At 42.0% G+C, this 25,685-nt stretch carries 27 protein-coding genes; 3 read left to right on the top strand and 24 right to left on the bottom strand.

Features of this window, described 5'->3' with window-relative positions; translation table 11 throughout:
• Window positions 1-68: 68 nt before the first annotated feature.
• Window positions 69-2,552 (bottom strand): ABC transporter permease, encoded by a 2,484-nt coding sequence (locus tag N7974_RS06220; RefSeq protein WP_262964777.1) that lies wholly within the window; start codon window positions 2,550-2,552, stop codon window positions 69-71.
• On the bottom strand, window positions 2,549-3,238 hold the full coding sequence (locus N7974_RS06215; protein ID WP_262964776.1) for an ABC transporter ATP-binding protein: 690 nt from the start codon (window positions 3,236-3,238) through the stop codon (window positions 2,549-2,551). Before N7974_RS06215 ends, N7974_RS06220 begins: the two co-directional genes overlap by 4 nt.
• 1 nt (window position 3,239) lies before the next feature.
• Between N7974_RS06215 and N7974_RS06210 the strand changes: the two genes are divergently transcribed.
• Both N7974_RS06210 and N7974_RS06205 read left to right on the top strand, forming a co-directional pair.
• A complete protein-coding gene (locus N7974_RS06210) occupies window positions 3,240-3,848 on the top strand; it encodes an arylesterase (protein ID WP_262964775.1) in 609 nt (202 codons plus the stop codon).
• 13 nt (window positions 3,849-3,861) lie between these two features.
• Window positions 3,862-4,290, top strand: a complete 429-nt coding sequence (locus N7974_RS06205) for a GlcG/HbpS family heme-binding protein (RefSeq protein ID WP_243220665.1) — start codon at window positions 3,862-3,864, stop codon at window positions 4,288-4,290.
• Window positions 4,291-4,497: 207 nt separating this feature from the next.
• Here the strand turns inward: N7974_RS06205 and tatC are convergent, their stop codons facing one another.
• From tatC to N7974_RS06140, 13 genes are all read right to left on the bottom strand, one after another.
• Window positions 4,498-5,304, bottom strand: a complete 807-nt coding sequence (gene tatC / locus N7974_RS06200; RefSeq protein ID WP_262964774.1) for a twin-arginine translocase subunit TatC — start codon at window positions 5,302-5,304, stop codon at window positions 4,498-4,500.
• The gene (gene tatB / locus N7974_RS06195; RefSeq protein WP_262964773.1) at window positions 5,291-5,617 is read right to left on the bottom strand and encodes a Sec-independent protein translocase protein TatB; all 327 of its coding nucleotides are present in this window, start codon (window positions 5,615-5,617) and stop codon (window positions 5,291-5,293) included. Before tatB ends, tatC begins: the two co-directional genes overlap by 14 nt.
• 1 nt (window position 5,618) lies before the next feature.
• Window positions 5,619-5,834 (bottom strand): twin-arginine translocase TatA/TatE family subunit, encoded by a 216-nt coding sequence (gene tatA / locus N7974_RS06190; RefSeq protein WP_262964772.1) that lies wholly within the window; start codon window positions 5,832-5,834, stop codon window positions 5,619-5,621.
• A gap of 381 nt (window positions 5,835-6,215) precedes the next feature.
• Window positions 6,216-6,545, bottom strand: a complete 330-nt coding sequence (locus N7974_RS06185) for a phosphoribosyl-ATP diphosphatase (protein ID WP_243220669.1) — start codon at window positions 6,543-6,545, stop codon at window positions 6,216-6,218.
• Window positions 6,538-6,933, bottom strand: a complete 396-nt coding sequence (hisI, locus tag N7974_RS06180) for a phosphoribosyl-AMP cyclohydrolase (RefSeq protein ID WP_243220670.1) — start codon at window positions 6,931-6,933, stop codon at window positions 6,538-6,540. Before hisI ends, N7974_RS06185 begins: the two co-directional genes overlap by 8 nt.
• Window positions 6,930-7,703 carry an imidazole glycerol phosphate synthase subunit HisF gene (hisF, locus tag N7974_RS06175; protein WP_262964771.1) on the bottom strand — a complete coding sequence of 258 codons (774 nt, stop codon included), beginning with the start codon at window positions 7,701-7,703 and terminating at the stop codon, window positions 6,930-6,932. Before hisF ends, hisI begins: the two co-directional genes overlap by 4 nt.
• Window positions 7,700-8,440, bottom strand: a complete 741-nt coding sequence (gene hisA, locus N7974_RS06170; protein ID WP_262964770.1) for a 1-(5-phosphoribosyl)-5-[(5-phosphoribosylamino)methylideneamino]imidazole-4-carboxamide isomerase — start codon at window positions 8,438-8,440, stop codon at window positions 7,700-7,702. The genes hisF and hisA overlap by 4 nt, the downstream gene beginning before the upstream one ends.
• Window positions 8,441-8,469: 29 nt before the next feature.
• The gene (gene hisH, locus N7974_RS06165; RefSeq protein ID WP_262964769.1) at window positions 8,470-9,111 is read right to left on the bottom strand and encodes an imidazole glycerol phosphate synthase subunit HisH; all 642 of its coding nucleotides are present in this window, start codon (window positions 9,109-9,111) and stop codon (window positions 8,470-8,472) included.
• A 77-nt stretch (window positions 9,112-9,188) separates the two neighbouring features.
• Entirely contained in the window at window positions 9,189-9,782 is a 594-nt protein-coding gene (gene hisB / locus N7974_RS06160; RefSeq protein ID WP_262964768.1) for an imidazoleglycerol-phosphate dehydratase HisB, read from the bottom strand.
• Window positions 9,783-10,158: 376 nt separating this feature from the next.
• Window positions 10,159-11,970, bottom strand: a complete 1,812-nt coding sequence (gene typA / locus N7974_RS06155) for a translational GTPase TypA (RefSeq protein ID WP_243220675.1) — start codon at window positions 11,968-11,970, stop codon at window positions 10,159-10,161.
• A 127-nt stretch (window positions 11,971-12,097) separates the two neighbouring features.
• Window positions 12,098-12,490, bottom strand: coding sequence for a rhodanese-like domain-containing protein (locus N7974_RS06150; protein WP_262964767.1), 393 nt, complete (start codon window positions 12,488-12,490; stop codon window positions 12,098-12,100).
• A 13-nt stretch (window positions 12,491-12,503) separates the two neighbouring features.
• The gene (locus tag N7974_RS06145) at window positions 12,504-13,082 is read right to left on the bottom strand and encodes a class I SAM-dependent methyltransferase (protein ID WP_262964766.1); all 579 of its coding nucleotides are present in this window, start codon (window positions 13,080-13,082) and stop codon (window positions 12,504-12,506) included.
• Entirely contained in the window at window positions 13,082-13,990 is a 909-nt protein-coding gene (locus tag N7974_RS06140; protein WP_262964765.1) for a LysR family transcriptional regulator, read from the bottom strand. Before N7974_RS06140 ends, N7974_RS06145 begins: the two co-directional genes overlap by 1 nt.
• Before the next feature lie 246 nt (window positions 13,991-14,236).
• Between N7974_RS06140 and N7974_RS06135 the strand changes: the two genes are divergently transcribed.
• Window positions 14,237-14,389 (top strand): hypothetical protein, encoded by a 153-nt coding sequence (locus N7974_RS06135; protein WP_243220679.1) that lies wholly within the window; start codon window positions 14,237-14,239, stop codon window positions 14,387-14,389.
• A 123-nt stretch (window positions 14,390-14,512) separates the two neighbouring features.
• On the opposite strand, the gene N7974_RS06130 is transcribed toward N7974_RS06135, so the two are convergent.
• The 9 genes from N7974_RS06130 to N7974_RS06090 all read right to left on the bottom strand — a co-directional run bounded on the left by N7974_RS06130 (window position 14,513) and on the right by N7974_RS06090 (window position 25,385).
• Entirely contained in the window at window positions 14,513-16,516 is a 2,004-nt protein-coding gene (locus N7974_RS06130) for a nucleoside-diphosphate sugar epimerase/dehydratase (RefSeq protein ID WP_262964764.1), read from the bottom strand.
• A 77-nt stretch (window positions 16,517-16,593) separates the two neighbouring features.
• The gene (locus N7974_RS06125; protein WP_262964763.1) at window positions 16,594-17,619 is read right to left on the bottom strand and encodes an MraY family glycosyltransferase; all 1,026 of its coding nucleotides are present in this window, start codon (window positions 17,617-17,619) and stop codon (window positions 16,594-16,596) included.
• A gap of 102 nt (window positions 17,620-17,721) precedes the next feature.
• The gene (locus N7974_RS06120; RefSeq protein ID WP_262964762.1) at window positions 17,722-18,678 is read right to left on the bottom strand and encodes a UDP-glucose 4-epimerase family protein; all 957 of its coding nucleotides are present in this window, start codon (window positions 18,676-18,678) and stop codon (window positions 17,722-17,724) included.
• A 30-nt stretch (window positions 18,679-18,708) separates the two neighbouring features.
• Entirely contained in the window at window positions 18,709-19,854 is a 1,146-nt protein-coding gene (locus N7974_RS06115) for a glycosyltransferase (RefSeq protein ID WP_262964761.1), read from the bottom strand.
• Complete coding sequence (locus N7974_RS06110; protein ID WP_262964760.1) at window positions 19,851-20,756, bottom strand: glycosyltransferase family 2 protein; 906 nt, start codon at window positions 20,754-20,756, stop codon at window positions 19,851-19,853. Before N7974_RS06110 ends, N7974_RS06115 begins: the two co-directional genes overlap by 4 nt.
• A 321-nt stretch (window positions 20,757-21,077) precedes the next feature.
• A complete protein-coding gene (locus N7974_RS06105) occupies window positions 21,078-22,205 on the bottom strand; it encodes a glycosyltransferase family 4 protein (RefSeq protein ID WP_262964759.1) in 1,128 nt (375 codons plus the stop codon).
• A gap of 4 nt (window positions 22,206-22,209) precedes the next feature.
• On the bottom strand, window positions 22,210-23,196 hold the full coding sequence (locus tag N7974_RS06100; RefSeq protein ID WP_262964758.1) for a glycosyltransferase family 2 protein: 987 nt from the start codon (window positions 23,194-23,196) through the stop codon (window positions 22,210-22,212).
• The gene (locus N7974_RS06095; RefSeq protein WP_262964757.1) at window positions 23,193-24,080 is read right to left on the bottom strand and encodes an alpha-1,2-fucosyltransferase; all 888 of its coding nucleotides are present in this window, start codon (window positions 24,078-24,080) and stop codon (window positions 23,193-23,195) included. The genes N7974_RS06100 and N7974_RS06095 overlap by 4 nt, the downstream gene beginning before the upstream one ends.
• Before the next feature lie 9 nt (window positions 24,081-24,089).
• Complete coding sequence (locus N7974_RS06090; protein ID WP_262964756.1) at window positions 24,090-25,385, bottom strand: lipopolysaccharide biosynthesis protein; 1,296 nt, start codon at window positions 25,383-25,385, stop codon at window positions 24,090-24,092.
• Window positions 25,386-25,685 lie beyond the last annotated feature (300 nt).

Here is a 25,685-nt window from a genome sequence, read left to right as displayed (position 1 = left end):
CGATTACCTCATAAATTTTTTTTGAAGTCTATCAGCTAACTATGAACGAAGTATGAATATTTTCACGCTCATAGTTCTCTTAAGATTCGTAGTGGAGATTTATTAAGCACATGCCTTACGCCCCAGCATCCTGCGATGCCAACGGATAGAGCTCCTGTAACAGGTATTACTGCCCATAAATATAAATCGGGGTGATATTCTATAGCCATCACTTGCGTATATAAAGCATAAATAATGGCTTCTGAAATAACCACTGCCAACACGCCGGAAATTAGTCCAAGTGTGCCAAATTCAATAATATGTGTTGTTCTTAATAAGGAACGATTCGCGCCCAGTGTGCGCATTAAAGCGCCCTCATAAATCCGCTCGTCCAAGGTAGCATAAACAGCGGCAAACAACACGGTAAATCCAGCCATTAAAGCAAAGTAAAGCAAGTAGTTTATGGCTTGCGTTAATTGAGTCAAGATGGTTTTAAATTGCTTTAAAATTAAATCAACTTCAAGAATAGTGGTACCGGGATATTTTTTTACCAGTGTATTTAAGGCATTTTTTTGTGTATCAGGTAAATAAAAGCTGGTGATAAAAGTGCTGGGATAGGCATCCAGAGTTCCTGGAGAGAAAACCATATAAAAATTGGGCTTCATGGTATCCCATCTCAGTTCACGAATACTGGTTACGGTCGCATTAATTTGTTGGCTCCCAACAGTAAATTTTAAAAGATCACCGAGCTTTATTTTCAGACTGTCAGCTAATTTTTGTTCAATAGATACTTGCCCCGGTTGTTGATTACTCCACCAGTTTCCGGCTACCAGTTTGTTTTCTTCGGGCAGATCCTGGGTCCAAGTGAGGCTTAATTCTCTATGCGTGGCATTTTCGCCTTGCGAATCTTTGCTGACAATTTGCTGGACCGGCGTGTTGTTGATTTCTACCAGACGACCTTTAACCACAGGATAAAATTGGCTACCATTAATATTTTGCTGTTGCAATTCTTGTTGAAAAGCCGCTTTTTGGTCAGGAAAAATATTCAACGCAAAATGATTAGGCGCGTTATCGGGTAATTGCTTTTGCCAGTCATCGATTAAATCAGTACGTACCGTAAAACTGAGTACCATGGCAACCAAAGTAATACTAAAAGCCAAAATCTGGCTGACACTGGTGCGACTATTTCTTAACAAGCCTTGCAGTCCAAAACGCCAGGTCAAGCTCATCGCTGGCAGCCATTTACGGGAGATATTTAACAAGGCAACAGTCAGCAAGCCCAACACCAACAAAGTCAGTAGACCAACGCCTAAAATGCTTATCGTCATTTTTAGATCATCGGTATATTTCCATATTAACAGGCCAATAATGCCAATGGACAAACCGTATATTAGCCATGCGCTGCTGGGTACAGGTTCCAATTCCCGGCGTAATACCCGTAGTGGAGACACTTGTTTAAGTCGCAATAGTGGCGGCAAGGCAAAGCCCAATAATGTGGCCATGCCGATGATAAAGCCAAATAAGACGGCTAATAATCCGGGACTGGCGACTTGCTGCGGGAGTAATTCTCTCAATAAATAGAATAAACCTACTTGTGCGAACCAGCCCAACAAGCAACCTATGCTACTGGCTAATAATCCCAAAACAATAAATTGACTGCTATAAAGCCAGAGAATTTCATTTTGCTTACAACCCAGGCAACGTAACAGGGCAATGGCATTGAAATGTCGCTCGGTATAGCGACGGGTCGCCATGGCAATAGCCACACCAGAAATTAAAATAACCAGGGTACTGGATAATCCCAAGTAACGTTCTGCACGATTTAATGCCGTGCTCAGTTCAGGACGATCATCATGAATATCCAGCAGGCGTTGCGAAGGATTTAATTGTGGTTTAAGCCATTCCTTGAATTCAGTCAAGGCTTTCGCTTCGCCACTGAATTGAAAAAAGTAGTGCACACGACTGCCAGGCTGAACTATGTTGGTATCGTGTAAATCTGCCATATTAATCATGACGCGTGGTGAAAAGCTGTAAAGATCACCTTTTTTGTCGGGTTCGTAGGTAATGATATGGGTGATGGTCAGTTGTTTTTCACCGACGGTTATCGGATCACCTAATTTGAGTTTAAGTGCCGAAAAAATACGTTTTTCAAGCCAGGCTGTGCCTTGCTCCGGGCCTTTATGACTAACGGTTTCGGTAGAATAATCTGCGGTTGTCGTTTTTAAAAAACCACGTAGGGGATAACTGGCGCTGACGGCTTTGATACCGGATAGTAACAGTTCATCATGTTCAATTAATACGCTGGAAAATTCTGCCGTTTGTGCTTGTGCCAAATCCAGTTGGGTTGCTTTGGCTAACCACTCAGCGGCTATTGGAGAAGGGCCGGAAATGACTAAATCGGCCGCCAAAAATTCGGCAGCTTGATTGGTCATTGTGCGTTGCAAACGATCAGAGAACAGGGCAATAGCGGTTGAACTGGTGACGGCAATAATTAATGCCAGTATTAATATGGTTAATTCACCCGAACGGCTATCACGCCATAACAACCGTAGCGCCAGATTAAAGCGACTCATACCATACACCCGGCATCCAGTTGAATGCTGCGTTGACAGCGGGCAGCCAAAAGATGGTCGTGTGTCACCAGAATCAGGGTGGTCAGATTTTCACTATTCAGTTCGAAAAGTAAATCGGTAATTGTCGCACCGGTTTTGCTGTCCAGGTTACCGGTAGGTTCATCGGCAAAAAGAATCGCCGGCTTGGTTACAAAGGCTCTGGCCAGGGCAACGCGCTGCTGTTCGCCACCAGAAAGCTGCCTTGGTGTATGCGACAAACGGTGCGACAAACCCACACGATGTAATAAAGCCGTCGCTGCCGTTTTAGCCTGTTTATTACCGCTTAATTCCAGCGGTAGCATGACGTTTTCCAGTGCCGTGAGGCCATGCATTAATTGAAATGATTGAAAGACAAAGCCAATCAGCTCATTGCGTATGGCTGCCCTGCCATCTTCGTTCATGGTGGTTAATAGTTTACCGTTAAGGCTGATTGATCCGGAACTGGGGGTATCCAGTCCCGCCAACAAGCTTATTAAGGTAGATTTTCCTGAACCTGATTCACCAACAATGGCAATACTTTCACCAGATTTGATTATCAAATCTATCGATGACAATATATGCAATATTCCTTCGGAAGTGATTACCGATTTACTCAGGCCTTCGGTTACTATAATGTTGTTTGATATTTGCTTAATTTGAGTTTGCATAATGCCTAGTTTTTTATTTGCCGTAATAGTTTCATTAATATCCCTGTCTGCTATGGCCAAGCCGCCTATAATAATAGTCTTAGGTGATAGTATTAGTGCTGGTTACGGAATTGAAGTTGAGGAAGGTTGGGTTGCTTTACTACAAAAAAAATTGCTTGAAACCAACAGTCGTTACAGCATTAGCAATGCCAGTATCAGTGGCGATACCAGCGCGGGCGGACTGGCGCGTATCGACCAAATTTTAACCACACATAAGCCCGGTATCGTATTACTGCAACTGGGGGCGAATGATGGCTTACGCGGTTTGTCACCCGTACAGATGAAAAGCAATCTTGCCGAAATTGTGGATCGTGTTCAAAAAGCCGGAGCAAAAGTAATTTTGCTGGGGATGAAAATTCCACCCAATTACGGTAAGCGTTATGTTGATATGTTTTACAATGTTTATCCACAATTAGCCAAAGAGCTGGATATTCCAATTGTCCCTTTTATTCTCGAAGATGTGGCGCTGAAAAAAGACTTGATGCAAGCTGATGGTTTGCATCCAAATGCCAAAGCACAGCCAGTCCTTGCAAAAAAAATTGAGCCTTATCTTTTTCCTTTACTTAAATAAACGAGAGCTTCTGATGTCAGTATTAACATTGAAACATGCAAATCTTATTATAAACACCGCCGTCCATATAGCGAGAGAATTAAATCTGGCACCCTTGACGGTTGTCGTGCTGGATGCGGCAGGTCATGTAAAAGCCCTGCAAAGAGAAGATGGCGCCAGTATGATCAGGCAACAAATTGCCACGGCAAAAGCCTGGGGTGCCGTTAGCATGGGAGTATCATCGCGCAGCTTGGCAGGCGTAGCCGCACAGCGACCTGATTTTATAAATGCTTTAATCAATATCTCTGATGGGAAAATAATGCCGGTTCCTGGCGGCGTTCTTATTCGTGATTCTGAAAATAATCTTATTGGTGCTGTTGGTATTAGTGGCGATGTTTCTGATCAGGATGAGCGCTGTGCCATCGAAGGGATAGAGGCGGTAGGCTTTTTTGCCGTGGTTTGAGATTAATCAATCCTTGCTGATTTAAACCTCGGCATTTAGGTCGAATGGCGCGCCTTCCAATAAGCGAAGCGAAGTTGCTTTATTGGGCGTAGATTGGGGAGGAAGCACGTATCTCTCCCAATCTTTGGCTTCATCGCGAGGAGGCCTTATTGCTCTGTGTGAGTCTGTGGCAATCTCCCTGTTGCTGAGTAGTTATTGGCAATTATATTAATCTTCTGGCTGTCCTATTTTGTTTAACTTGGGTTCCGGTTCGATATCTTCAGGGTAGTTAACATCAGTGCTTTCTTTGTGCACAAATAAACGTGAACATAACAAGCCCACTTCAAATAACATCCACATCGGTAAGGCGAGCAATGTCTGTGAAATAGGATCAGGCGGCGTTAGAAATGCAGCAATAACAAACGCTGCAACGATGACATAAGGACGTTTTTCAGCAAGACTGGCTTGGGTTACCAAGCCTGTCCAAACCATGACAATGGTAAATATGGGTACTTCAAAACAGATACCAAAGGCAAAAAACAAGGTTAAAACAAAATCCAGATATTTGGTAATATCCGTCATTATTGCAACACCCTCAGGTGCGGCAGCTGTTAAGAAGCCAAATACCAACGGAAAAACGACAAAGTAAGCAAAGGCCATACCCAGATAAAACAGTAACGTACTGGCAATCAATAGCGGAAAAATCATCCGCCGTTCCCGCTTATACAGGCCGGGCGCTACAAAGGCCCAAAACTGGTAAAGAATAACAGGGATTGAAATAAAAACCGCGACAACCAGTGCCAATTTGAACGGTGTAAAAAAAGGCGATGCCACATCTATAGCAATCATCGTGCTATTTTTTGGCATGTGTTTCATTAACGGTCCAGCCAGAATGCTGTAGATTTGGTTGGCGTAAGCAGATAATCCCAAAAACACCACTAATACGAATACGACGACTTTTAACAGGCGATTACGCAATTCAATCAGGTGACTGATAAAAGGCTGCGCAGCCTCTTCGAAACTATTCTGGCTCATGGGGTGGCTTATCTTTTTCTAAAGATTCTTTCGGCAATGCGGAAAGAGAGTCTTTGATAGCATTTGCGGCATCATTAGTTTCATTAAGCGCAGCATGAAATTCCTCAAGCTCCAACTGTTCTTTAAATATCTGGCGGATTTCTTCTTCGTGTAGTTCCTGTTTGATTTCTGCCTTGACAGATGCCACCATCGCACGTGATTTACCTATCCAGAAACCGACAATTCGCGCCACTTTGGGTAAGCGCTCGGGACCTATGACCAATAAACTGACTAAACCGATCATAATAAGCTCGGAAAATCCTACATCAAACATATCAGACTTTTTCGTTTTTCTTGGAAGTGATTTCGCCTTCTATGGTTTCACTTTCATCTTCGGCGTGTTTTTTATCTTCTTCACCCTCTTTAACGGAGGCACGAAAACTTTTAATGGCTCCACCCAAATCGGCACCTATATTACGCAGTTTTTTTGTGCCAAAAAGTATAATAACAATAACTAATATAACTAATAATTCTTTAATACCGATGCCCATTTCTTACTCCAGTGATCTGTAAATATTATCGGATGTTGCTAATGTATACGCATGAAATAACGTGGGTACTTGAAACGCCAATACCTTTAATTCCAAGCTCTTAGCCGCGTATGGGAGCGTTTTGTATAACGATGGGTTTACCAAAATTATAGTGCACATTTTTAAGCAGTGATTATTAAGTTATTTTAACAGACTTATTACGTTACTTCGTTTGTGCTACCAGCTATTTTAGGGTATTTGTTAAGTTTAATAAAACGCTATTATTAGATTACACTATCTTTAAAATTGATGGGCAAGCTCTTTGAGCCAGCGTTGTAAGGGCTGGTCTGTGTTTATCCTCAGGACAATCACATTAATCCGGGCCAAAGAGTAAGTCGCTAATTATTGAGTCTTTACCGTATTACGTTGTGCTTTCTCATCCAGACCGGACAAGCCAAAACGGCGTTGCAGTTCTTGCAGTACATCATCCGGGCCCAAGCCTTGGTCGGCAAGTAATACCATGCAATGAAACCACAAATCGGCCATTTCATAAATAATCTGTTGTTTATCGCCATCTTTAGCAGCGATAACGGTTTCTGTCGCTTCTTCGCCTATTTTTTTCAGGATAGTATTTAGGCCTTTTGCATAGAGACTGGCTACATAAGACTTATCTGCTGACTCCAGCTTACGCTGTTCCAGAATACCGGCTAATTGTTGTAATGCTTCATTCATTTTTTTTATACATGGTTTTAGGATCTTTCAACACCGGTTCAACAGCTTGCCATTGGCCGTCAATCAGGCGACGATAAAAACAGCTTTCGCGTCCTGTGTGGCAAGCAATGCCGCCTTCCTGTTCAATTTTAAGCAGGATAACATCCTCATCACAATCCAGAAACAATTCCATAATTTTCTGTCTGTTACCTGATTCTTCGCCCTTGCGCCATAATTTGTTGCGTGATCTTGACCAGTAAACCGCATAACCTTCCGAGGCGGTTAACGCTAAGGATTCACGATTCATCCAGGCAAACATGAGTATTTTTCCGGTGTCAGCTTGTTGCGCAATAACCGGACAAAGACCGTCTTCAGTCCAGCGTATGGCATCCAGCCACGAAATACTCATAAGCGCATCTCTATGCCGCGTGCAGCCATATGTTCTTTGGCTTGTTGAATAGTGTATTCGGCAAAGTGAAAAATACTGGCTGCCAACACGGCATCTGCTTTGCCTTTAATAACGCCATCAGCCAAATGATCCAGATTACCGACACCGCCTGAGGCAATAACGGGTACAGTAACTGCTTCACTAATGGCACGAGTTAGGGGTAAATCAAAGCCCTCTCGGGTACCGTCTCTGTCCATACTGGTTAACAGAATTTCACCAGCACCGTAGGTAACCATTTTTTGCGCCCAGCCAATAGCCTCTATACCGGTTGGTTTGCGTCCACCATGGGTAAAAATTTCCCAACGATCAACCTCGCCTGGTTGGCTGACTTTTTTGGCATCTATGGCGACAACAATACATTGTGAACCAAAACGTTCTGCAGCTTCGCGAACAAATTCAGGATTAAACACCGCAGCGCTGTTAATACCGACTTTATCCGCTCCTGCATTGAGCATACGGCGAATATCGTCCAAGGTTCTGATGCCGCCGCCGACTGTCAAGGGAATAAATACTTCACTGGCGACTTGCTCAACGACATGCACAATCGTGTCGCGGTTATCATGAGTGGCAGTAATATCCAAAAAGGTAATTTCGTCTGCGCCTTCGCGGTCATAGCGTCTGGCGACTTCTACAGGATCGCCGGCATCACGAATATCAACAAACTTAACGCCCTTAACCACACGACCGTCAGCGACATCCAGACAGGGAATAATGCGTTTGGCCAGGCTCATGAGGCACTAAAAGATTCGGCCAGTTTTTCCGCTTCGGCAAAATCCAGGGTGCCTTCATAAATGGCACGTCCGGTAATTGCGCCCATAATGCCTTCATGAGCTACTGCACCTAAAGCTTTAATATCATCGATATTGGTAATGCCACCCGAAGCAATAACTGGAATTTTAATGGCCCTGGCCAAGCGTGCTGTGGCTTCAACGTTGACGCCCTGCATCATGCCGTCTCTGGAAATGTCGGTGTAAATAATAGCCTCTACACCGTCTGCTTCAAAGTGTTGTGCCAAATCAATCACATCATGTTTGGACAGTTTGGACCAGCCGTCAATTGCCACTTTACCATCTTTTGCATCCAGTCCAACGATGATGCGGCGCGGATATTCCATGGCCATATCCCTGACAAAATGGGGTTCATTAACCGCCTTGGTACCAATAATGACGTATTCCACACCGGCATTCAGATAAGCCTGAATAGTCTCTTCATCACGAATACCGCCGCCAATTTGTACCGGAACATGGGGGTAAGCGGCGACTATCGCATGAATAATATCAGCATTAACCGGTTTGCCGGCAAAAGCGCCATCCAAATCGACCAAATGAATCCTTTTGGCGCCAGCGGCAACCCATCGACCGGCAACAGCCACGGGATCATCAGAAAAAACCGTATTATCATCCATACGTCCCTGACGTAAACGGACACATTTGCCTTCTTTCAAATCAATAGCGGGTATTAACAACATAGATACTGAATCCTTAACGACGGGTAATTTTAAATTTGGCCATTCCAATGCAAAAAGTTGTTAAGCAGTTGCAAACCAACCGCCTGACTTTTTTCCGGGTGAAATTGTACGGCAAAAACATTATCTTGAGCCAAAGCACAGGCAAAAGCATCGGGATATTCGGTGGTCGCCGCTATCACAGCGGTGTCGTCAGGTATTGCATAATAACTATGCACAAAATAAAAACGACTGTCTTGCGGGATATTGTCCCATAACGGGTGCGGCAGAAAATGTACCTGATTCCAGCCCATGTGGGGGATTTTTAGCTTATTCCCCTCACTATCCTGTAACCCGTCTGAAAAACGCACGACATGTCCGGGAAGAATATCCAGGCATTTCGTGTTGCCGTTTTCTTCGTTATCGGTCAATAACGCCTGCATACCTAAACAAATACCCAGAAACGGTTTCGTTTTGGCGACGCTTTGGATAACCGCAGACAATCCGGATTGATTAAGCGCTTGCATACAATCGCGTATCGCCCCTACTCCAGGGAAAACCACACGATCGGCTTGTAAAATCAGCTCTGGATCGGCAACAATTTGTACGTCCACATCAGGTGCGGCGTGTTGCAGGGCTTTTGCAATTGAATGCAAATTACCCATTCCATAATCAATAACAGCGACAGAAGACATAGGGAAATCAGGTTAAGGGTTAAAGGTACAAAACAAAATTTATAAGGCTTTTTGGCCATTAGCCTTGTGCCTGTTTTTTAAAGACTGCCTTTAGTGGATGGCATTATACCTGCCATTCGCGTGTCGGCGGTAATCGCCATGCGTATGGCTCGGCCCAAGGCTTTAAATATGGTTTCTGCAACATGATGCGCATTGGCACCTTTCAAGTTATCAATGTGCAAAGTAACGCCGGCATGATTGACAAAACCCTGAAAAAATTCCCTGAACAAATCCACGTCAAAACGGCCTATCATGGCTTTTGGATACTTAACGTCATAGAACAGGCCGGGGCGGCCGGAAAAATCAATAACCACTCTGGACAAGGCTTCATCCAAAGGAACGTAGGCATGTCCATAACGATAAATGCCTTTTTTATCACCAATTGCCAGAGCAAATGCCTGACCTAAGGTAATACCGATGTCTTCAACGGTGTGATGGGCATCAATCTCCAAATCGCCTTTGGCATTAATGTCCATATCAATCAAGCCATGTCGGGCTACTTGGTCGAGCATGTGATCAAGGAATGGTACGCCGGTTATAAACGAGGCTTTACCTGTTCCATCCAGATTGATGCTAATTTTAATTTGAGTTTCGAGCGTATTACGCTCGACTTCAGCGATTCTTTGAGTCATGGATTTTCAACTATAGGGGAGAGTAGATAGCCATATTTTGCTTATCAATGGTCGATAAAACAGCTGGCAGAAAAGAGTTGTACTTGGCGTCCATTCTACCTGTTAACGGGGTAAAAAAGTATCCATAAGTTGAAAGGAGTTCCAGGAACAATTGCCTGGAAAAGCATCGGTGTCTTGGTTTGTTTATACGTCCTGCTGTAAAAGTCTTTTTAATAATCGCTTGTTATCACGCCTCTCTATAAGAGACTCATCGACTTATGCTGATGTTAACGCAATACTTGGTCATATTAGCATCAGCATAAATCGACACATCAGAAGCAGTGTAGGTTGGGTCACGCTAGCGTGACCCAACCTACAAAAGTTAAGCGCTACAAAATTAGTTCTTGCCGGCTCTTTTGCGCTCGTTTTCAGTCAACAATTTTTTGCGTAAGCGGATGGATTTTGGCGTAACTTCAACCAATTCATCTTCAGCAATAAATTCCAGTGCTTGTTCCAGTGTCATTTTCTGAATCCGGGCCAATACCAAGCTTTCATCAGTACCTGAAGCACGAACGTTGGTTAACTGTTTCGGTTTGCAAGGATTGACGCATAAATCATTGCTACGTGAATGTAAGCCTACCAACATGCCTTCATATATTTCATCGCCATTAACCAATAGCAATTCACCACGTTCCTGTAACGGATGTAATGAATAAGTTACCGCTTTACCGGCAACCATTGAAATCATAACGCCACGTTGACGATTACCGACTTCACCAGGTTTCATCGGACCGTAATGGTCAAATACATGGTAAAGCAGACCGGAACCTGAGGTTGCTGTCATAAATTCAGTTTGGAAGCCAATCAGGCCACGTGAGGGCATCATATACTCCAAACGAATACGACCTTTGCCGTCTGGTACCATATTGGTTAAATCGCCTTTACGCTCGCCCAGTTTTTCCATAATGGAGCCTTGATGCTCTTCTTCAACTTCAATGGTAACCATTTCGAAGGGTTCGCATTTTTTACCATCAATTTCTTTAATGATAACTTCCGGACGCGACACGCCCATTTCGAAACCTTCGCGGCGCATGTTCTCAATCAGAACAGACAAATGCAATTCACCACGGCCTGATACTTTAAATTTATCAGGGTCGGCTGTATCTTCAACTTTTAAGGCAACGTTATGTTGTAATTCCTTGTCCAGTCGGTCACGAATTTGACGGGTAGTAACAAATTTACCTTCTTTACCGGCAAAAGGAGAGTTATTAACCTGAAATGTCATGGTTACGGTCGGTTCATCAACCGTTAACGGGGTCATTGCTTCTACCAAATCAGGATGGCAGACAGTGTCAGATATTTCCAGTTTTTCAATACCGGCAAAGGCAATAATGTCTCCAGCGCGAGCTTCAGCGACTTCAACACGTTCCAGACCGTGAAAGCCGAAAATTTGCAACATGCGACCTTTACGCTCAACACCTTCGCGATTGACAATAATCAAGGGCTGATTGGGTTTAATGCTGCCGCGTTGAATACGACCAATACCAATAACACCGACATAGGTATTGTAATCCAGGCTGGAAACCTGCATTTGGAAAGGACCGTCCATATCAACTGGTGGCGGACTTACTTTTGCCACGATTGTTTCAAATAACGGAGTCATATCGCCACCCGTTATGGTGTGTTCCAAACCGGCATAGCCGTTAATGGCTGAGGCATAAACAATAGGAAAATCCAGTTGTTCATCAGTTGCACCCAAACGATCAAACAAATCAAATGTTTGATCGACAACCCAATCAGGACGTGCTCCAGGACGGTCAATTTTATTGATAACAACAATTGGCTTCAAACCTAAAGCAAAGGCTTTTTGAGTAACAAAACGGGTTTGCGGCATCGGGCCATCAACCGCATCAACGAGCAATAAAACGGAGTCAACCATCGATAAAACACGTTCTACTTCGCCACCAAAGTCAGCATGGCCTGGTGTGTCAACGATATTGATATGGTATCCGTTCCAATCCAGTGCGGTGTTTTTTGCCAGAATGGTAATACCACGTTCTTTTTCAATATCGTTGGAATCCATCATTCGTTCGGTCACTTTGGTATGTGCGGCGAACGTGCCTGACTGTTGTAGTAATTTATCAACAAGGGTAGTTTTACCATGGTCAACGTGGGCAATAATGGCGATGTTTCTTAATTTCTCGATCACTTTTTGTGTACTCTAATGGGTTTAATAAAATAAGTGTTGGGTAGATTTTACGTACCCTTTGTATCTTGGTGTGTTTGTGGGTTGAAACCTGCTTGGCTGTTTTTTAGCCTGTGCAAAAGTGTCGTGATTAACTCTGCACCCACGGCAAATTGTTGAAGCGCCAGCCACCCATATTACCTCGATGATTATGTTGATCCAAAGGACCTTCAAAACCATCGATTATATTGACAAGACGTTGATATCCGGCCTCTTCAAGTGCTTTTGCTGCATCCAGCGAGCGCTGACCGCTTCGACATAGTAATAAAACCGGTGTGCTTTTATCAGGAACAAGCTTTTTGACTTCGGCAACAAACGTTAAGTTAACCTGCCAGTCAGGTGCCTCTTTCCAGGCAATATGAACTGCACCCAAAGGATGACCAACAAAAGCATGTTCAACTTTTGTACGTACATCCACCAATACGGCATCTGTGTCTTGTTGCAACAAATTCCATGACTGTTGCGGCGTTAAATTTTCTATCATGGTGTTTTACCAATTATTTGCGTTTTTGGCCGACAAACTGGGCCTCGTTTCTTAAGCCCCGTAGTTGTTCGCCGATTAAAGCGTTTTCACGGTAAAAAACGACCTTTAATGGTGAAAATAGTTCCAACAGCTCACTACAGCCAAGTAGATAATCGGGATTGTTGGGAGAGTTTTGACTGGTTTTTTCTTGTGTAAAAGTCTGATAAAAAAGCAATCCATCCGGTTTAAGTGCTCCTATTATCGCATCAGTTAGAGTACGGTCAAGAAATCGACTCACAACGATGACATCAAAAGAGCATTCTGTAAAGCTATCGGCGACGATTTTTTCTTGGCATGCATTGATATTTAGCCCTTGTTGGGCTGCATAAGTCGTTAATTTATCTATGGCGACAAAAGAAATATCCCAGGCAGTCACCGCCAAGCCATGTTGTGCCAAAAAAACGGCATTAGCCCCCAAACCACAAGCCAAATCCAGAGCTGTTCCGGTTGTTGGCAGCAAAAAATCATTTTCAGTCAGAATTTGTGCCGGCTGATAACTCGTCTGCACAAGCTGACTATAAGTATGATTCCATTTGCAAATTACAGCGTCCATTATTCGGTTCCCGGCATACTCACGCGATGCTCAAGCCAGTCTTGTAAAAAGTCCATAAAACTTTTAACTTTAGCAGACAAATATTTTCTATGCGGATAGACGGCGTGTATATCTAAAGGTGGCAATGGATAATTTCCCAAGACTATTTTTAGTGTGCCATTTTCAATATCCTTACCGACAATATAAGTAGGCAACATGACTAAACCCAAGCCGTTAATTGCCGCAATACGGATTGGATGAGCCGCATTAGCCTGCATTCTTCCGGTAACAGTCACGACCTTAGATCCTGTTTCACATTTAAATTGCCATTTATTGCGTGGTGAAATAGCCCAATTAACCAGGCAGCTATGCCCTGCCAAATCTTCCGGTGTTTGTGGAATGCCGTAACGTTCTAAATAGTCCGGTGACCCGCAAACCACCAACGATGAGCTGGCTAATTTTCGGGCCACCATGCTGGTATCATCCAGGGCGCCCAGAAAAATAGCAACATCAATACCTTCGTCAATCAAATCACCAGGACTGCCCTGCAAAATCATCTCAACCGTTAAATCGGTATGTATTTTTAAAAATTCAGCTACTGCTCGCGCAATATGAGTAGCACCAATAGCGGGTGGTGCACTGATTTTTAATACGCCTCGCGGCTCTGTCTGCAAATGCGTTACTGCCGATTCCATTTCTTCTACATCCAGCAGCACTTGCTGGCAGCGTTCAAGATAAGATACGCCAACCTCGGTCAGGCTTAAACTTCGGGTAGTACGATTAATTAATCGCGTTCCCAGACTCCCTTCAAGTTGCATAATATGCTTGGTTGCCATCGCCCTGGAAATCCCCAGATCGCGAGCACCACCCGCAAAACTTCCTGCTTTGGCGACACGAACGAAAACGGTCATGCTCGTTAATTTATCCAATTAAACCTCGTTAATAAGGCGTGAGCTACTATTTGCAGTTTTCAGACTGCAACAGGTCTCCTGCGCTTTTTGCATCAATAAAAGTCTTGACATTACACACTATTTCTAAACAAGAAACAATCAATTTATTATTTAGCATATTGTATACAATAAATATCTCTGTATAGTAGTAACCAAGTAACAAGATTTGTAAAACAGCAACAAAGCTGAATAAAAATTTTTTAAACTTTTTAAAGGATCAATTTAATGAGCAACGTTAACAAAGACATAATTATTGGCTTAATTTTTATTGCCGGTATCTGGAGCTTTATTTCCGGTCAATTCATTATTTCGACCGTACTGTTCGCCAGCGCTGCTATTTATAGCAATATTGTAATGAGAACAAAACTAAGCAATTAAGCGCTAAAAATTTAACTACCTCCTGGTGTTATACCTCCAAGCAGTCCTCCTCATAACGCTCTGCTTGAATTTCCACCTCCCTTTGCGGTAACGCATCGGGAGGTTTTTTTTTGCCTGTAGCTTTTAATTAGTGATGTTATTAATGGTGTCGCCAGGTTGTTTCGATAGTAAATCCTCAATTTTGCACTGCGGCACAAAACCGCAAACAGCCAGCTTAAATATTTCTCTGGCACGCTCAAAATCATCATCCTTGGTTGCCTGTTCCAGAATGTTCAGCATTTTTCCAAGTTCAGCCCAAGGAATAATCTGTTCTTCGGCACGCATAATTCTTGGGTGGCTGGTTTCCGAGACATTGTTGCCAATTAATAGCTCTTCATAAAGCTTTTCCCCTGGTCTCAATCCGGTAAAGCTAATTTCTATGTCACCCGACGGATAATCTTCATCTTTTATTTCCAAGCCGCTTAAATGAATCATTCTTTTTGCCAAATCAAGAATACGGATAGGTGCGCCCATATCCAGCACAAATACATCGCCGCCTTTAGCTAAAGCCCCAGCTTGAATAACCAACTGTGACGCCTCTGGTATTGTCATAAAATAACGAATAATTCTTGCATCAGTAACGGTTACCGGGCCACCCCTCGCTATTTGTTCTCTAAATAAAGGAACCACAGATCCGGACGAACCTAAAACATTACCAAATCTAACCATTGTAAAACGGGTTTTTACAATCGCTTCCGGTATGGCTGTTTCTTTTGCATCCCTGATGGCCTGATATTCCGCTTTCAGGCTCAACGCCTGCAAAATGAGTTCGGCAAAACGCTTGGTTGCCCCCATGGTATTGGTTGGTCTTACGGCTTTATCTGTTGAAATTAAAACAAATAGCTCTACCTCTGCATTTATTGCCGCTTGGGCCGCATATAATGTTCCAAAAATATTATTCCAGATAGCTTCGCCAGGGTTTTTCTCTACCATCGGCACATGTTTATAAGCTGCGGCATGATAAATTGTTTGAACCTTAAAAGCCTTGCAGACTTTTTCAATGCGTTGAGCGTTGGTTACTGAACCAAGAATGGTAATAATTTCTATGGATTTTGAAGCTTTGGTTAGCAGGTGATGCAGTTCTTTCTCTATGGCATAAAGAGCGAATTCACTAACCTCAAAAAGAATCAGCACAAGTGGCTGTAACTGAATGATCTGCCGACATAACTCTGATCCTATAGAGCCCCCTGCACCAGTCACCATAACTACTTTATCAGTAATCGTGGACTTAAGCAGTGCTTGATCAGGGGCTACCGGTGGGCGGCCCAAAAGATCGGCAATATCGACTTCCTGAAGGGCATCAACAGTGACTCTGCCTTGGGCAATGTCAGATAATCCAGGCATTGACATTACATGAATCGCATAAGGCTCCAGTAAACGGATAAGTTCACTGATACGTGCCCGTTTTGCTGAAGGCATGGCCAATAAAACATCTGAAACCTGATAGCGCTCTATTAAATAACCCAAAGAACTTAGCGGATATATTCGTAAGCCATTCACTTTTCTTTTGTGTAGTGATTTATCATCATCAATAAAAGCGACCGATCTGAAATCACGTCCGTAGGCAAGCGCAGAAGCCAGTTGTACCCCCGCACTACCGGCACCATAAATCACCACATTTTTTTTAGTCGATTCAGTCGTACGTCGATTCCCCCCCAAGCGAAAATAAGTTTCCCCTAACCACCAGTGGGCAAAAAAACGACTGCTGCCCACCAACATCATAATAAGTAGCCAGTTTAGCGGCGATACTGTTCGAGGGATTACTTGGATGCCGGATTCATACAAGATAAACGCAAAAACGAGTGCATAAAGTGTCGTTGCCTGAATTATGGTCCATAACGCGCTAATTTCAATATAGCGAATAATAGTACGGTATAAACCTAGCTTGGCAAAAATAGGTATGGCAATAACTGGTGCCACAGCAAATAAATACCACTCATCGCCTTTGGGGATATATAGTTCGCCCCAACGCAAAGAAAAAGCTGCCCACAGTGCAATCACGACAAAAAACACATCAGTGCTGATTAGAATAATTGCTTTATTTCGCCGTGAAAGATCAATAAGCCAGTGCGCTAATCGTGACATCATAAATTATCCCTGATTTTCTATCCTGACTCTTATTAATAACTAATTCTATTATACGCGATTCAACAACTACATCGGCGCTATCTGTCTTGGGCTTGCCAATCACCGGCTTTATAACGATACGCTAATAAAAATAACGGTAAATAAGACACTACCATACCCACAATACCATCCAGTTTTTCTAATGCAACCAGCGCAGCAACAGGTAGTAACCAGAAAATATTAATAGCACAGACAGCCAGTGTAACGGGACGATGAGCACCCAGGATACGAGAGGCAAACTGATAGGCATGACTGCAATGGGCTTTATAAAACTTTTCGCCACGGTGTACACGGCGGCATAAGGTAATGGTTGCATCGACAATAAATACACCTAATAAAATTAGCCAGACCCATATTAACTGAGCATCAATCCATGCTGCTTGTATTGAAAGTAGCGCCAAAGTGATACCTAAAAATCCGCTGCCCGCGTCTCCCATAAAAATCCGTGCCGGAGGAAAGTTCCATAAAAGAAAGCCAAATACTGATGCTGCCAGCAGGGCAGGTAACATCCAGGCCGTTAAATCCGGCCTTACCAGCCATACCATCAAAGCGCCGCTAGCGCAGACTGTAACCGCTTCAATGCTTGCCAGGCCATCAATACCATCCATAAAATTATATAAATTAAGTAGCCAAACTATATAAATAACAGCAAGCACATAACCAAGCCAGCCTAAATCAATCAAATATCCAAAAACGGTAAGTGTAGGAAAACCGCCCAGCCAATAAAGTCCCCAAACCGCTGCGCAAAAATGTACCAATAAGCGCCAGCGTGCGGCAATATGTCCGTGATCATCCAGAAAGCCGGTTACTGCAACCGCGCATCCGGCACCCCATAAGGCTACCAATACATTAGTGGCAAGCAAATCAAGCCTGTTTAAAATCGGTAGGGCAGCCAGCAACGATATTACAATAGCAAGGCCTCCGCCCCGGGGTGTAGGTATCGAGTGAGAGCTGCGCTCATTAGGAATATCGATTAAGTTCTGTGCCAAGGCATATCTGCGTAAAAATCCGGTAAGCGCCCAAGATATTGCACTGGTTAGCAAAAGAAACCACCCAAAAATCATTTATACCTCGTTTAATTAATTGTTGGTTAAGTATTGATTTGAAAAATAGGGCCAGTAAGGCAAGTCTTAAAACCGGATACTGAAAGGCTTGGATTAAACGGCTTATAATTTTTGTAAAAAATCTGCCGCAGTTTTTTTTAAAGCATCATCTACGCTCACCGGTGGTTGCCAATCTAAAAGTTTATATGTTTTGCCCGCGTCGACCTGAAGCGAATTGCACAAACGCTGGGCCACATCATGCTTGCCTAATAGTATAGCGGTAGTATTTAAGAACCATACCGATATTGGCAGCAGCCTCGCCGGCTTGCCCAAGGCTATGCCCAAGCGTTGTAATAATTCGGTTGTAGACAGGTCTTCACCATCTGCGGCTAAAAATGTTTGGTTAGCCGCTGAGGGGTGAGTTGTGCAAGTGACGATTAAATCAACCAGGTTATCCAGGGCAATAAAACTGCGTTTATTATCAATTGCACCCAGAGGTAACGGAATGCCTTTCTCCAGCCAATACATTATACTGTGAAAATTGGCTTTCACACCGGGACCGTAAACTAATGGCGGGCGAATGATCACGATTTCCAGCCCGGTTTCCTTGGCTAATTGTCGTAATGCTTCTTCTGCTTCATATTTGGAAATACCGTAAGAGTCAATTGGTGCAGACTCATCTTCAGCGGTATAAGGATGGCCAAAGCAGGTACTTTCACCGTTCACTTTAATTGAACTTATGAATATAAATCGCTTTACACCAGCAGCAATTGCCTGCCGGGCCAGATTTAAAGTACCCTCAACATTTACTTTGCGAAACTCGGATAAAGCATCAATACTACTATCTTCCATCACATGTACCCGAGCAGCAAGATGAATGACTACCCTGGTGCCAGATAAGGCATCCGTCCAATCCGTTTCATGGGTTATCTCTCCGATTGATACGGTCTCGCTATTTGCAACAGGTATTTTTGCACAGCGCACCGCAGCACGTACTGCTTGTCCTTGTCGAAGTAACTCAATACAGAGCGATTCGCCAACAAAGCCGTTAGCACCGCTAACAAGTATCATTTTTGGCATTGAGCTAAATGTGCTGTGCAATATATTCCCTTATAACTTATTACAACGCTCTGCCAAGAGCTCGTTATAGAGGGTAATTATGCTTTCAGTAATTTTATAGCTTGTAAATAATAGTCGCGCACGTACTCGTGCAGTCTCACCCATTTCGTACCGTAAATGTTGATTATCTATCAACGTTAGCAACGATTGCGTAAGAGCTTTGATATCTCCAGCTGAAAACAATAATCCTGTTTTGCCATCTTCTACTGCATCGGTAATACCATAAATACAGGATGCTACAGCAGGTACGGCACAGGCAGCTGCTTCAAGTATAGTCATGGGAAGACCTTCACGGTAACTAGGCAGACAAAAAATATCTGCTGCCATCATGTAATGTTCTGGTGTAGCTGTAAAGCTGACATAGTGGAGACGATTACGTTCGGCATGGCAGATTTCCTGAATTCGATTAAAAGGAATGTCTTCTTCTGCACCTACCAGCAATAACACTACATTTTTTTGATATCCGGCAATTTCATTGAAAGCGATAGCCAGATCCAGCATTCCCTTATCATGGGTTAATCGTCCAACAAATAAAATTACTGTAGCATTTTGTGCGATTTTTAAGTGATCCCGAATTTTCTGTCTGACATTCAGGTTGGGATGAAAGCGTAATGGATCCACGCCACAAATAGAGCCGGCACCAATTATTTTTGCTTTGCCATAAGGTAATACTCCTTCACTTACCAAAAAATCTAGCTGGGATGGGCTAACTGCTAAAATATCTGTTGCCAGTAATCCGACTAATTGATCAAATAATTTAAGTGTTTTTCGATGGAAACCACTTCGTGTTGCCCATACCTCTCCATGAAAAGTGTGGATTCGAATAGGTATGCCAACCAACCAAGCTGCCAGCATCCCTAAAAGCCCGGTTTTTGGCATGTGGGAATGAACAATATCAAATTTCTCGTGACGAAATAATGTGAGTAGTTCGATTAGAGTGAGTAAATCCTTCCATGGTGATGGTTTGCGTTCAATAGGCACCAGAACAAGATGTGCATTAAGACCATCAAGAAAATATTTATCTTCAGAGTTACAGACAACAGTTACTTCATAATTTTCTGATGCAGTCTGAATGTGGTCACGTAAAAAGGAATTGATAACAGCAGGAATAGTCGCAATGAAGCAGATTTTTTTCATAGCGCTTTGAGCGTCGTTATAAGCTCGCCGAAAATCTTATTCCACTTAGATAGTGCAGCATCGTCCGTGATGTAATGTTTTGATTCAAAAGAACAAGCACTTATTTTTCTCAGAAAATCGTTAATCATTTTACCAATAAAAGCTACTGTTGAGAGTAACAAGAAATGCCACAAGTGCAAATTGGAAAAGTGTTGTAACTGGGCAATAAAAACTGTGCGCCGTGTTCTCGCCAATTTTTGCCAGTCTGTTTTACTCCTGATGCGATAGGCGAACAGGATTTCGTCCAAGGTACCTAATCGACTATCATGATAACTTCTTAACAGTAATTCTTGATCTTCACAGCAGAAGGGGCCAGGTACAGTGTAACGATACTTACGAAACCATGCTGTTTTACCCATCCAGGTAGGATGTGAAAAATAGAACCCACGCCAAGGTTGGGCACATATTTCGTCATGGGAAATTGCAAAGGGAAATAATCCTGTTGCCTGATTACTATCATCAATCGTAAGAACGCGAGTAGCAACCAAATCAAGCTCAGGATCATTTTGTAACGTGGTGATTTGCCGCGCAAAGCGCTCGGGATAAGAGATATCATCGCCGTCCATACGCGCAAAATAGACGCCTCTGGCCATATCTGCTGATTCGTTGAGGCGGGCCGCTAAACCACGATTAATACCATCGCTGAAAATTTTAATTCGCACATCTTTAATATCTGTAATATCTTGCAACGCATTGTCCGTTGAACCATCGTCAATAATCAATAACTCCCAATTGGTAAAGGTCTGATTGACGATAGAAAGCACAGCAAATCTTAAATATTTACCTGCATTATAGATTGGCATGGCGACTGTTACTAAAGGCAGCTCATCTCTCTGAGATTTACCCGACAATCGCTCAGTCATTGTAGTTTGTTTGACAAGTGTGGTATATCTTTATTAAAAGTGGCATAAAACGAAACTATAGGCTTGTACATAAATAATTTCCCAAGCAGTAAAAAACGCTTTTGAAGATAGACTTATTTTTGCGAAAAAAGCCTTCAGAGGAGTAGAGGAATGATAACACTTAACTTTTCAAAATCAATCCTGAAAAAACTGAAAGGCAGCTTAGCAATCACCTTAAGGTTAAGTGATATTCGCTTATATCGTTTAGCAAGCGCCTTACTCTGGGACGTTGGAGGTGGTGACAGGGAAATTATTCATCCGAGAAGCTATATTTGAAAAAAGCTAGCTTGTCAGGCCTAATATAGATACAAATTTATGAGCAACTGCTTTCCAATTGTATTGCATACTCACTTCATTTATACCTAATTGAGAATATCGCACATACTGATCTTGGTCTTTCAACAGATTAGTAATGGCTTGTGCCATTTCACTTTCATTATGAATGATTTTGCCACCTTTCAAGCTTTTAACGTTGCCGACATCAGTAGATACAAAAGGTGTGCCCGTTGCCATAGCCTCAAGAATAACAATTGGAAAAGCTTCCAGTTTACTGCCGTGTAAAAATAAAGCGGATGCTTTTAAGTAATCCTCAGTCTCCTTACGAGATACTTCATAAAGAAACTCAACATCTCTCCAACCGTATTGTTTATCAAGTGATTGCTTAAGTATCTTCAATTGAGCCAAGTAACCATGAAGCTGTGCTGCACCAATAAAAATTAATTTTGCTGACGTACCAGACTGGTAATAAGCCTTCAACACGAACTCCTGATTCTTCATGGGGTAATAATTGGATATCGACAACAAATAAGGCTTGTCTCCGATCATTTTAGGTGATGTTGCAATCAGATGTTCTGGTACGCCATTGGGCAAAATATCGTAATTTTTAAATTGCTGCCTTGTAAAAAAAGGTAATTCGGAAGCACTGTTACTTAAGATCAATACATGGTCATATTTTTTTAAATATTTAGTGAGTAAGCCGTAGTAAAACTTTGCTTTAAAATTCGCCCATGGATTTCGGCTTTTAAATGCCAGAAGTGAAAAGCCGTGAGAATGTAATACTTTGACTGCATGAATTTGATCCAAATAGGGCAGTAGCAAGTCAGTATTCCATGTTTGCGTGCACTCATTAATAATGACATCAGCATCGGAACTTAATACAAAATCAATATACGCTTTAGTCTCACCACGATAAAACGATCCAAAACTACCTTGGATATCAAACTCTGCAATCCCGATATTTGAGATGGCAACAGGTTCACGACCGGATATCTTTTTGGTTGCGATAGTGATTGAATGACCTTGACTTGATAAAGCATTGGCAAGTTCTGACACCACTGTTGCGACACCCGATAATATTGGCGGATATTGCTCAGTAGTAATGAGTATCTTCAGTGGGCTGATTCGTTCCATATAATTAATGCGCACGAGACTTGTCGACCCAGGATCGAATATTACTGAGTAAAGGCTTGGCCCATAAAGTATGGCTGCGAAACATTAAAAATTTATACCGCAGCATAGCGGCACGCTTTTCTGCCAAATGAACAACATAAGGCGCATTATTATCTTGGGCTATTTTTTTACCTGCCAAAATAACGGTTTCGCAAATTTGTTTGATATTTGGTTGACCTGACAAGCGATGAAAAGCTGAATGATGAATCGCCGCAACATCAAAACATAGATCATTTGGCTGACTCAAGCCGATTATATGTGCCAAGTTTTCAGCTGCTATGGTGATTACATTTTCCAAGATACGACTATGCTGACTACGCGATATACTTTGTGCCACTTCTCTATAGATAACCAATCGTTCTGAAAGATTTGCCACTTTGAAACGCCTCGCCAACCGTGACCATAGTTCATAATCTTCTGGGGGACAGCATAATGGGTCAGAACTATAACCACCAACACATTTTATATTATGGTGACGCATCATAATTGAGCTATGTACAAATGGATTGTCGAAAAGTAACGCAAAAAGAATAGGGCCATATTCCGTAGGGTGATCATGCCTTCTGTCCTGTTTAATGTCACTCACCCAAATCTCTGCACAAGTGCCAAGTAAGGCGCAGTCCGGATTGTTTTCCATATATTCCCATTGTTTTTCCAATCGGGTAGGGAGTGACAGATCATCGTGATCCTGACGGGCAATATAGCGTCCTTGAGCTAAACTAATACCATAATTTAATGTTGTGGCCAAGCCCATATTCTCTTGGTGTATCAACCTGATTCTAGGGTCATTACATTGTGCCAGAATCTCTACCGTTTTATCTGTAGAGCCATCATTAATAACAAGTAACTCAAAATCCGTAAATGTCTGCGCGAGAATAGATAAGATTGCTTGCTCAACAAATTCTTCACCGTTATATACGGGTAAAAGCACGGTGATTTTAGGTGAACTCACAGTTTAATCCAACTATCCGGCAATAAATCACGGGTGTCATATAACGGTTGATTAAACCAACGCTTGGGTGCGATAACCATTTTTTCCGGATACTGGTTTAACCAGGCTCCCCACCAACTGAAAGAGCTGTTCGCAATAATGTTATGCTTGCACAAGCTCATGAGTCGCATATCTTCAAAGGCATCTTTACCCTGATTATGGTTAATAAAGAGGGTTGGATAAGTGATATCAAGATTTCGCTTCGCCCACTCTATATCATCAGAAAATACATAAACCCGTAAATTGTCCTGTTTTGAACTGATTTTTGCCAAGCCTTTGTAGTAATAATCAAGACTACATGACTCATAGAAATTAATGTTTTTGGTATTATTGACATAATCACCTCGACGAATATGAAGACTCACGGAATTATGTTCAAGCATTTCTTCGGCAATACGTTTATTTTCGCCAGTCAATGGCTGGTTAAACGTAAAGTCATGACGCAATGTATTGGTAAAGTCAGAAAAATATTTCGCACTATGCCAATAGCCGCTTAAATAAGCATCATGTTTGATAGATAAAATCGTTGGATCAAAATGAAAATATTTTTCTTGAATATGTGATTGCCATGACGTGGGTATTAAGCGACTTGAAATAGATCGAAGTCCTTTGATAATCCTGTGTTCATAACCTTTTAATTGCTTTAGCTCTTTCGGCGTTGCGATGTTTTCAATAGCGGCAAAATGAGACAATTCATAAGGTCTGTTAATTTCACCATACGTTTCATTGGCAAACCAACTTAAATCAAGTTTTAGCTCTGTATTTGTTCGTAGTGAGAGCGCACGTGCCATTGCATATTGAAACATTTGGTTGCCCAAACCACCCATTAACTTAACGATAACCATTTTTGTTGTTTATAAAAAATTATTATTACGCCGCATGGCAAAACGGGTTTTTGCAATAAAAACCAGCCCCATATAAACAAAACCCGCAAATGATAAACTAATAACGGCACCAATAATATTCCATTGGGGTATCAGCAGGTAACTTAATAATAATGTTATTAAGGACGGTGCAATATTAGCTACCAGTAATTTTTTTGTTTGATGATAAGCAAATAGTTCCAGCGTCCAAAGCTGACCAATTCCCAAAAATACCGCCCCCAGAAAAGCATAAGGCAAAAGCCAGCTACTGGAAACATACTGTGCACTGGTAAGCAGTAACATAATACGATCATGAAATAAAAATAACATCACTAAAGCCAATAAAAAAGCCAATCCCAGATACCTTATTACCTGATTAATTATTACTTTGGCATAGCCAGGTTGTTCCGGTTCTTTTTGGTAAATAATGGGCGCAATATACATGCTAATAACACCAACTACTTGAGCAGGAATCAATGCTCCTATGGTATTAAGCATGGCAAAGTGACCAACCAAATACGTCGAAGTATCTGCGCTATAAAACTTAAGAAACCAAACAGGTAAAAAAGACTGGCACCAGCCAAATCCGGACCAAATGAGCAGTGGTGTAGAGAATTTAATATAGCACGCAAGATTTTTTTTGGTTGTTGACAAGCTTATACCGGTCAAAGTCAACTCCAATCTATTTCTGTAAAGCAAATAAATGATGTTTAGAATAAAAACAATCGCTGTTAAATAAAGTAAATCTGCTGCCTTAGGGTGCGCGTAATAATGAATTATTAGCAATAATAAAATAATGCGGGCAATACCTTCAAAAATCCTTGAACCAGCAAAAACATGACGATTTCTGGTAGAGTTCTCAATATTTAGTAAGGTAATACGTATCGTGTTAAATATCGTATATAAAATTAAAGCCCAAAAAATAGTTAATATATCGCGGGGAATAGCAGTCTGAATAAAATCTTTTATGGAAATAATAAATAATAAATAAATAACAATTAAGCCGATATAAATCAACAAGATATTGGTATAATTCTTTGCATACTGGTTTTCTGATTGGTAAACAGGAATATAGCGACTGACAGCTTGATCAAATACAGTAAAAGGAAACAAGCCGATAAATCCGGCTATAGTAAGTGCAAGTGCATAAAGTCCATATTCAGCGACTGATGCATAATGACTGACCAACTTGAGAAATATAAAACTACTCAATACAGAAAAAAATTGCCCAAAACCAACAAGCATCAACTCTTTATTTTTTGATAACGATAACAATAATTGGATCACGGCATTTCTATAAATATTGGCAGTATTAAGTCATGCCTGTTTAGTTGTTCAATATTTCGGACAGTTTTGATTTTATTGAAGAATAGTTTGAAAGCATCCAGCGTTTGAAAATGTGGTCAACGACGATAACAGTCCGACACCCAAAGGCTAAACACGCTTAATAGAACTCATTCTGTAATAAATGTCCAGCGTGGCGAAGCCAGACTAACAAATAAGTCGGAATAATTAAACTGTTACAGAGTTACAAAATGAAATCTGATAGATTAAACTTTTAGACAAAACGTCAACAGAATCTAAAAT

It is taken from the genome of Methylobacter psychrophilus (assembly GCF_025583945.1).
Classification (GTDB): Bacteria; Pseudomonadota; Gammaproteobacteria; order Methylococcales; family Methylomonadaceae; genus Methylobacter_C; species Methylobacter_C psychrophilus.
Note: the sequence above shows the minus strand (reverse complement) of the source record. Positions and strands in the feature narration are given on the sequence as shown.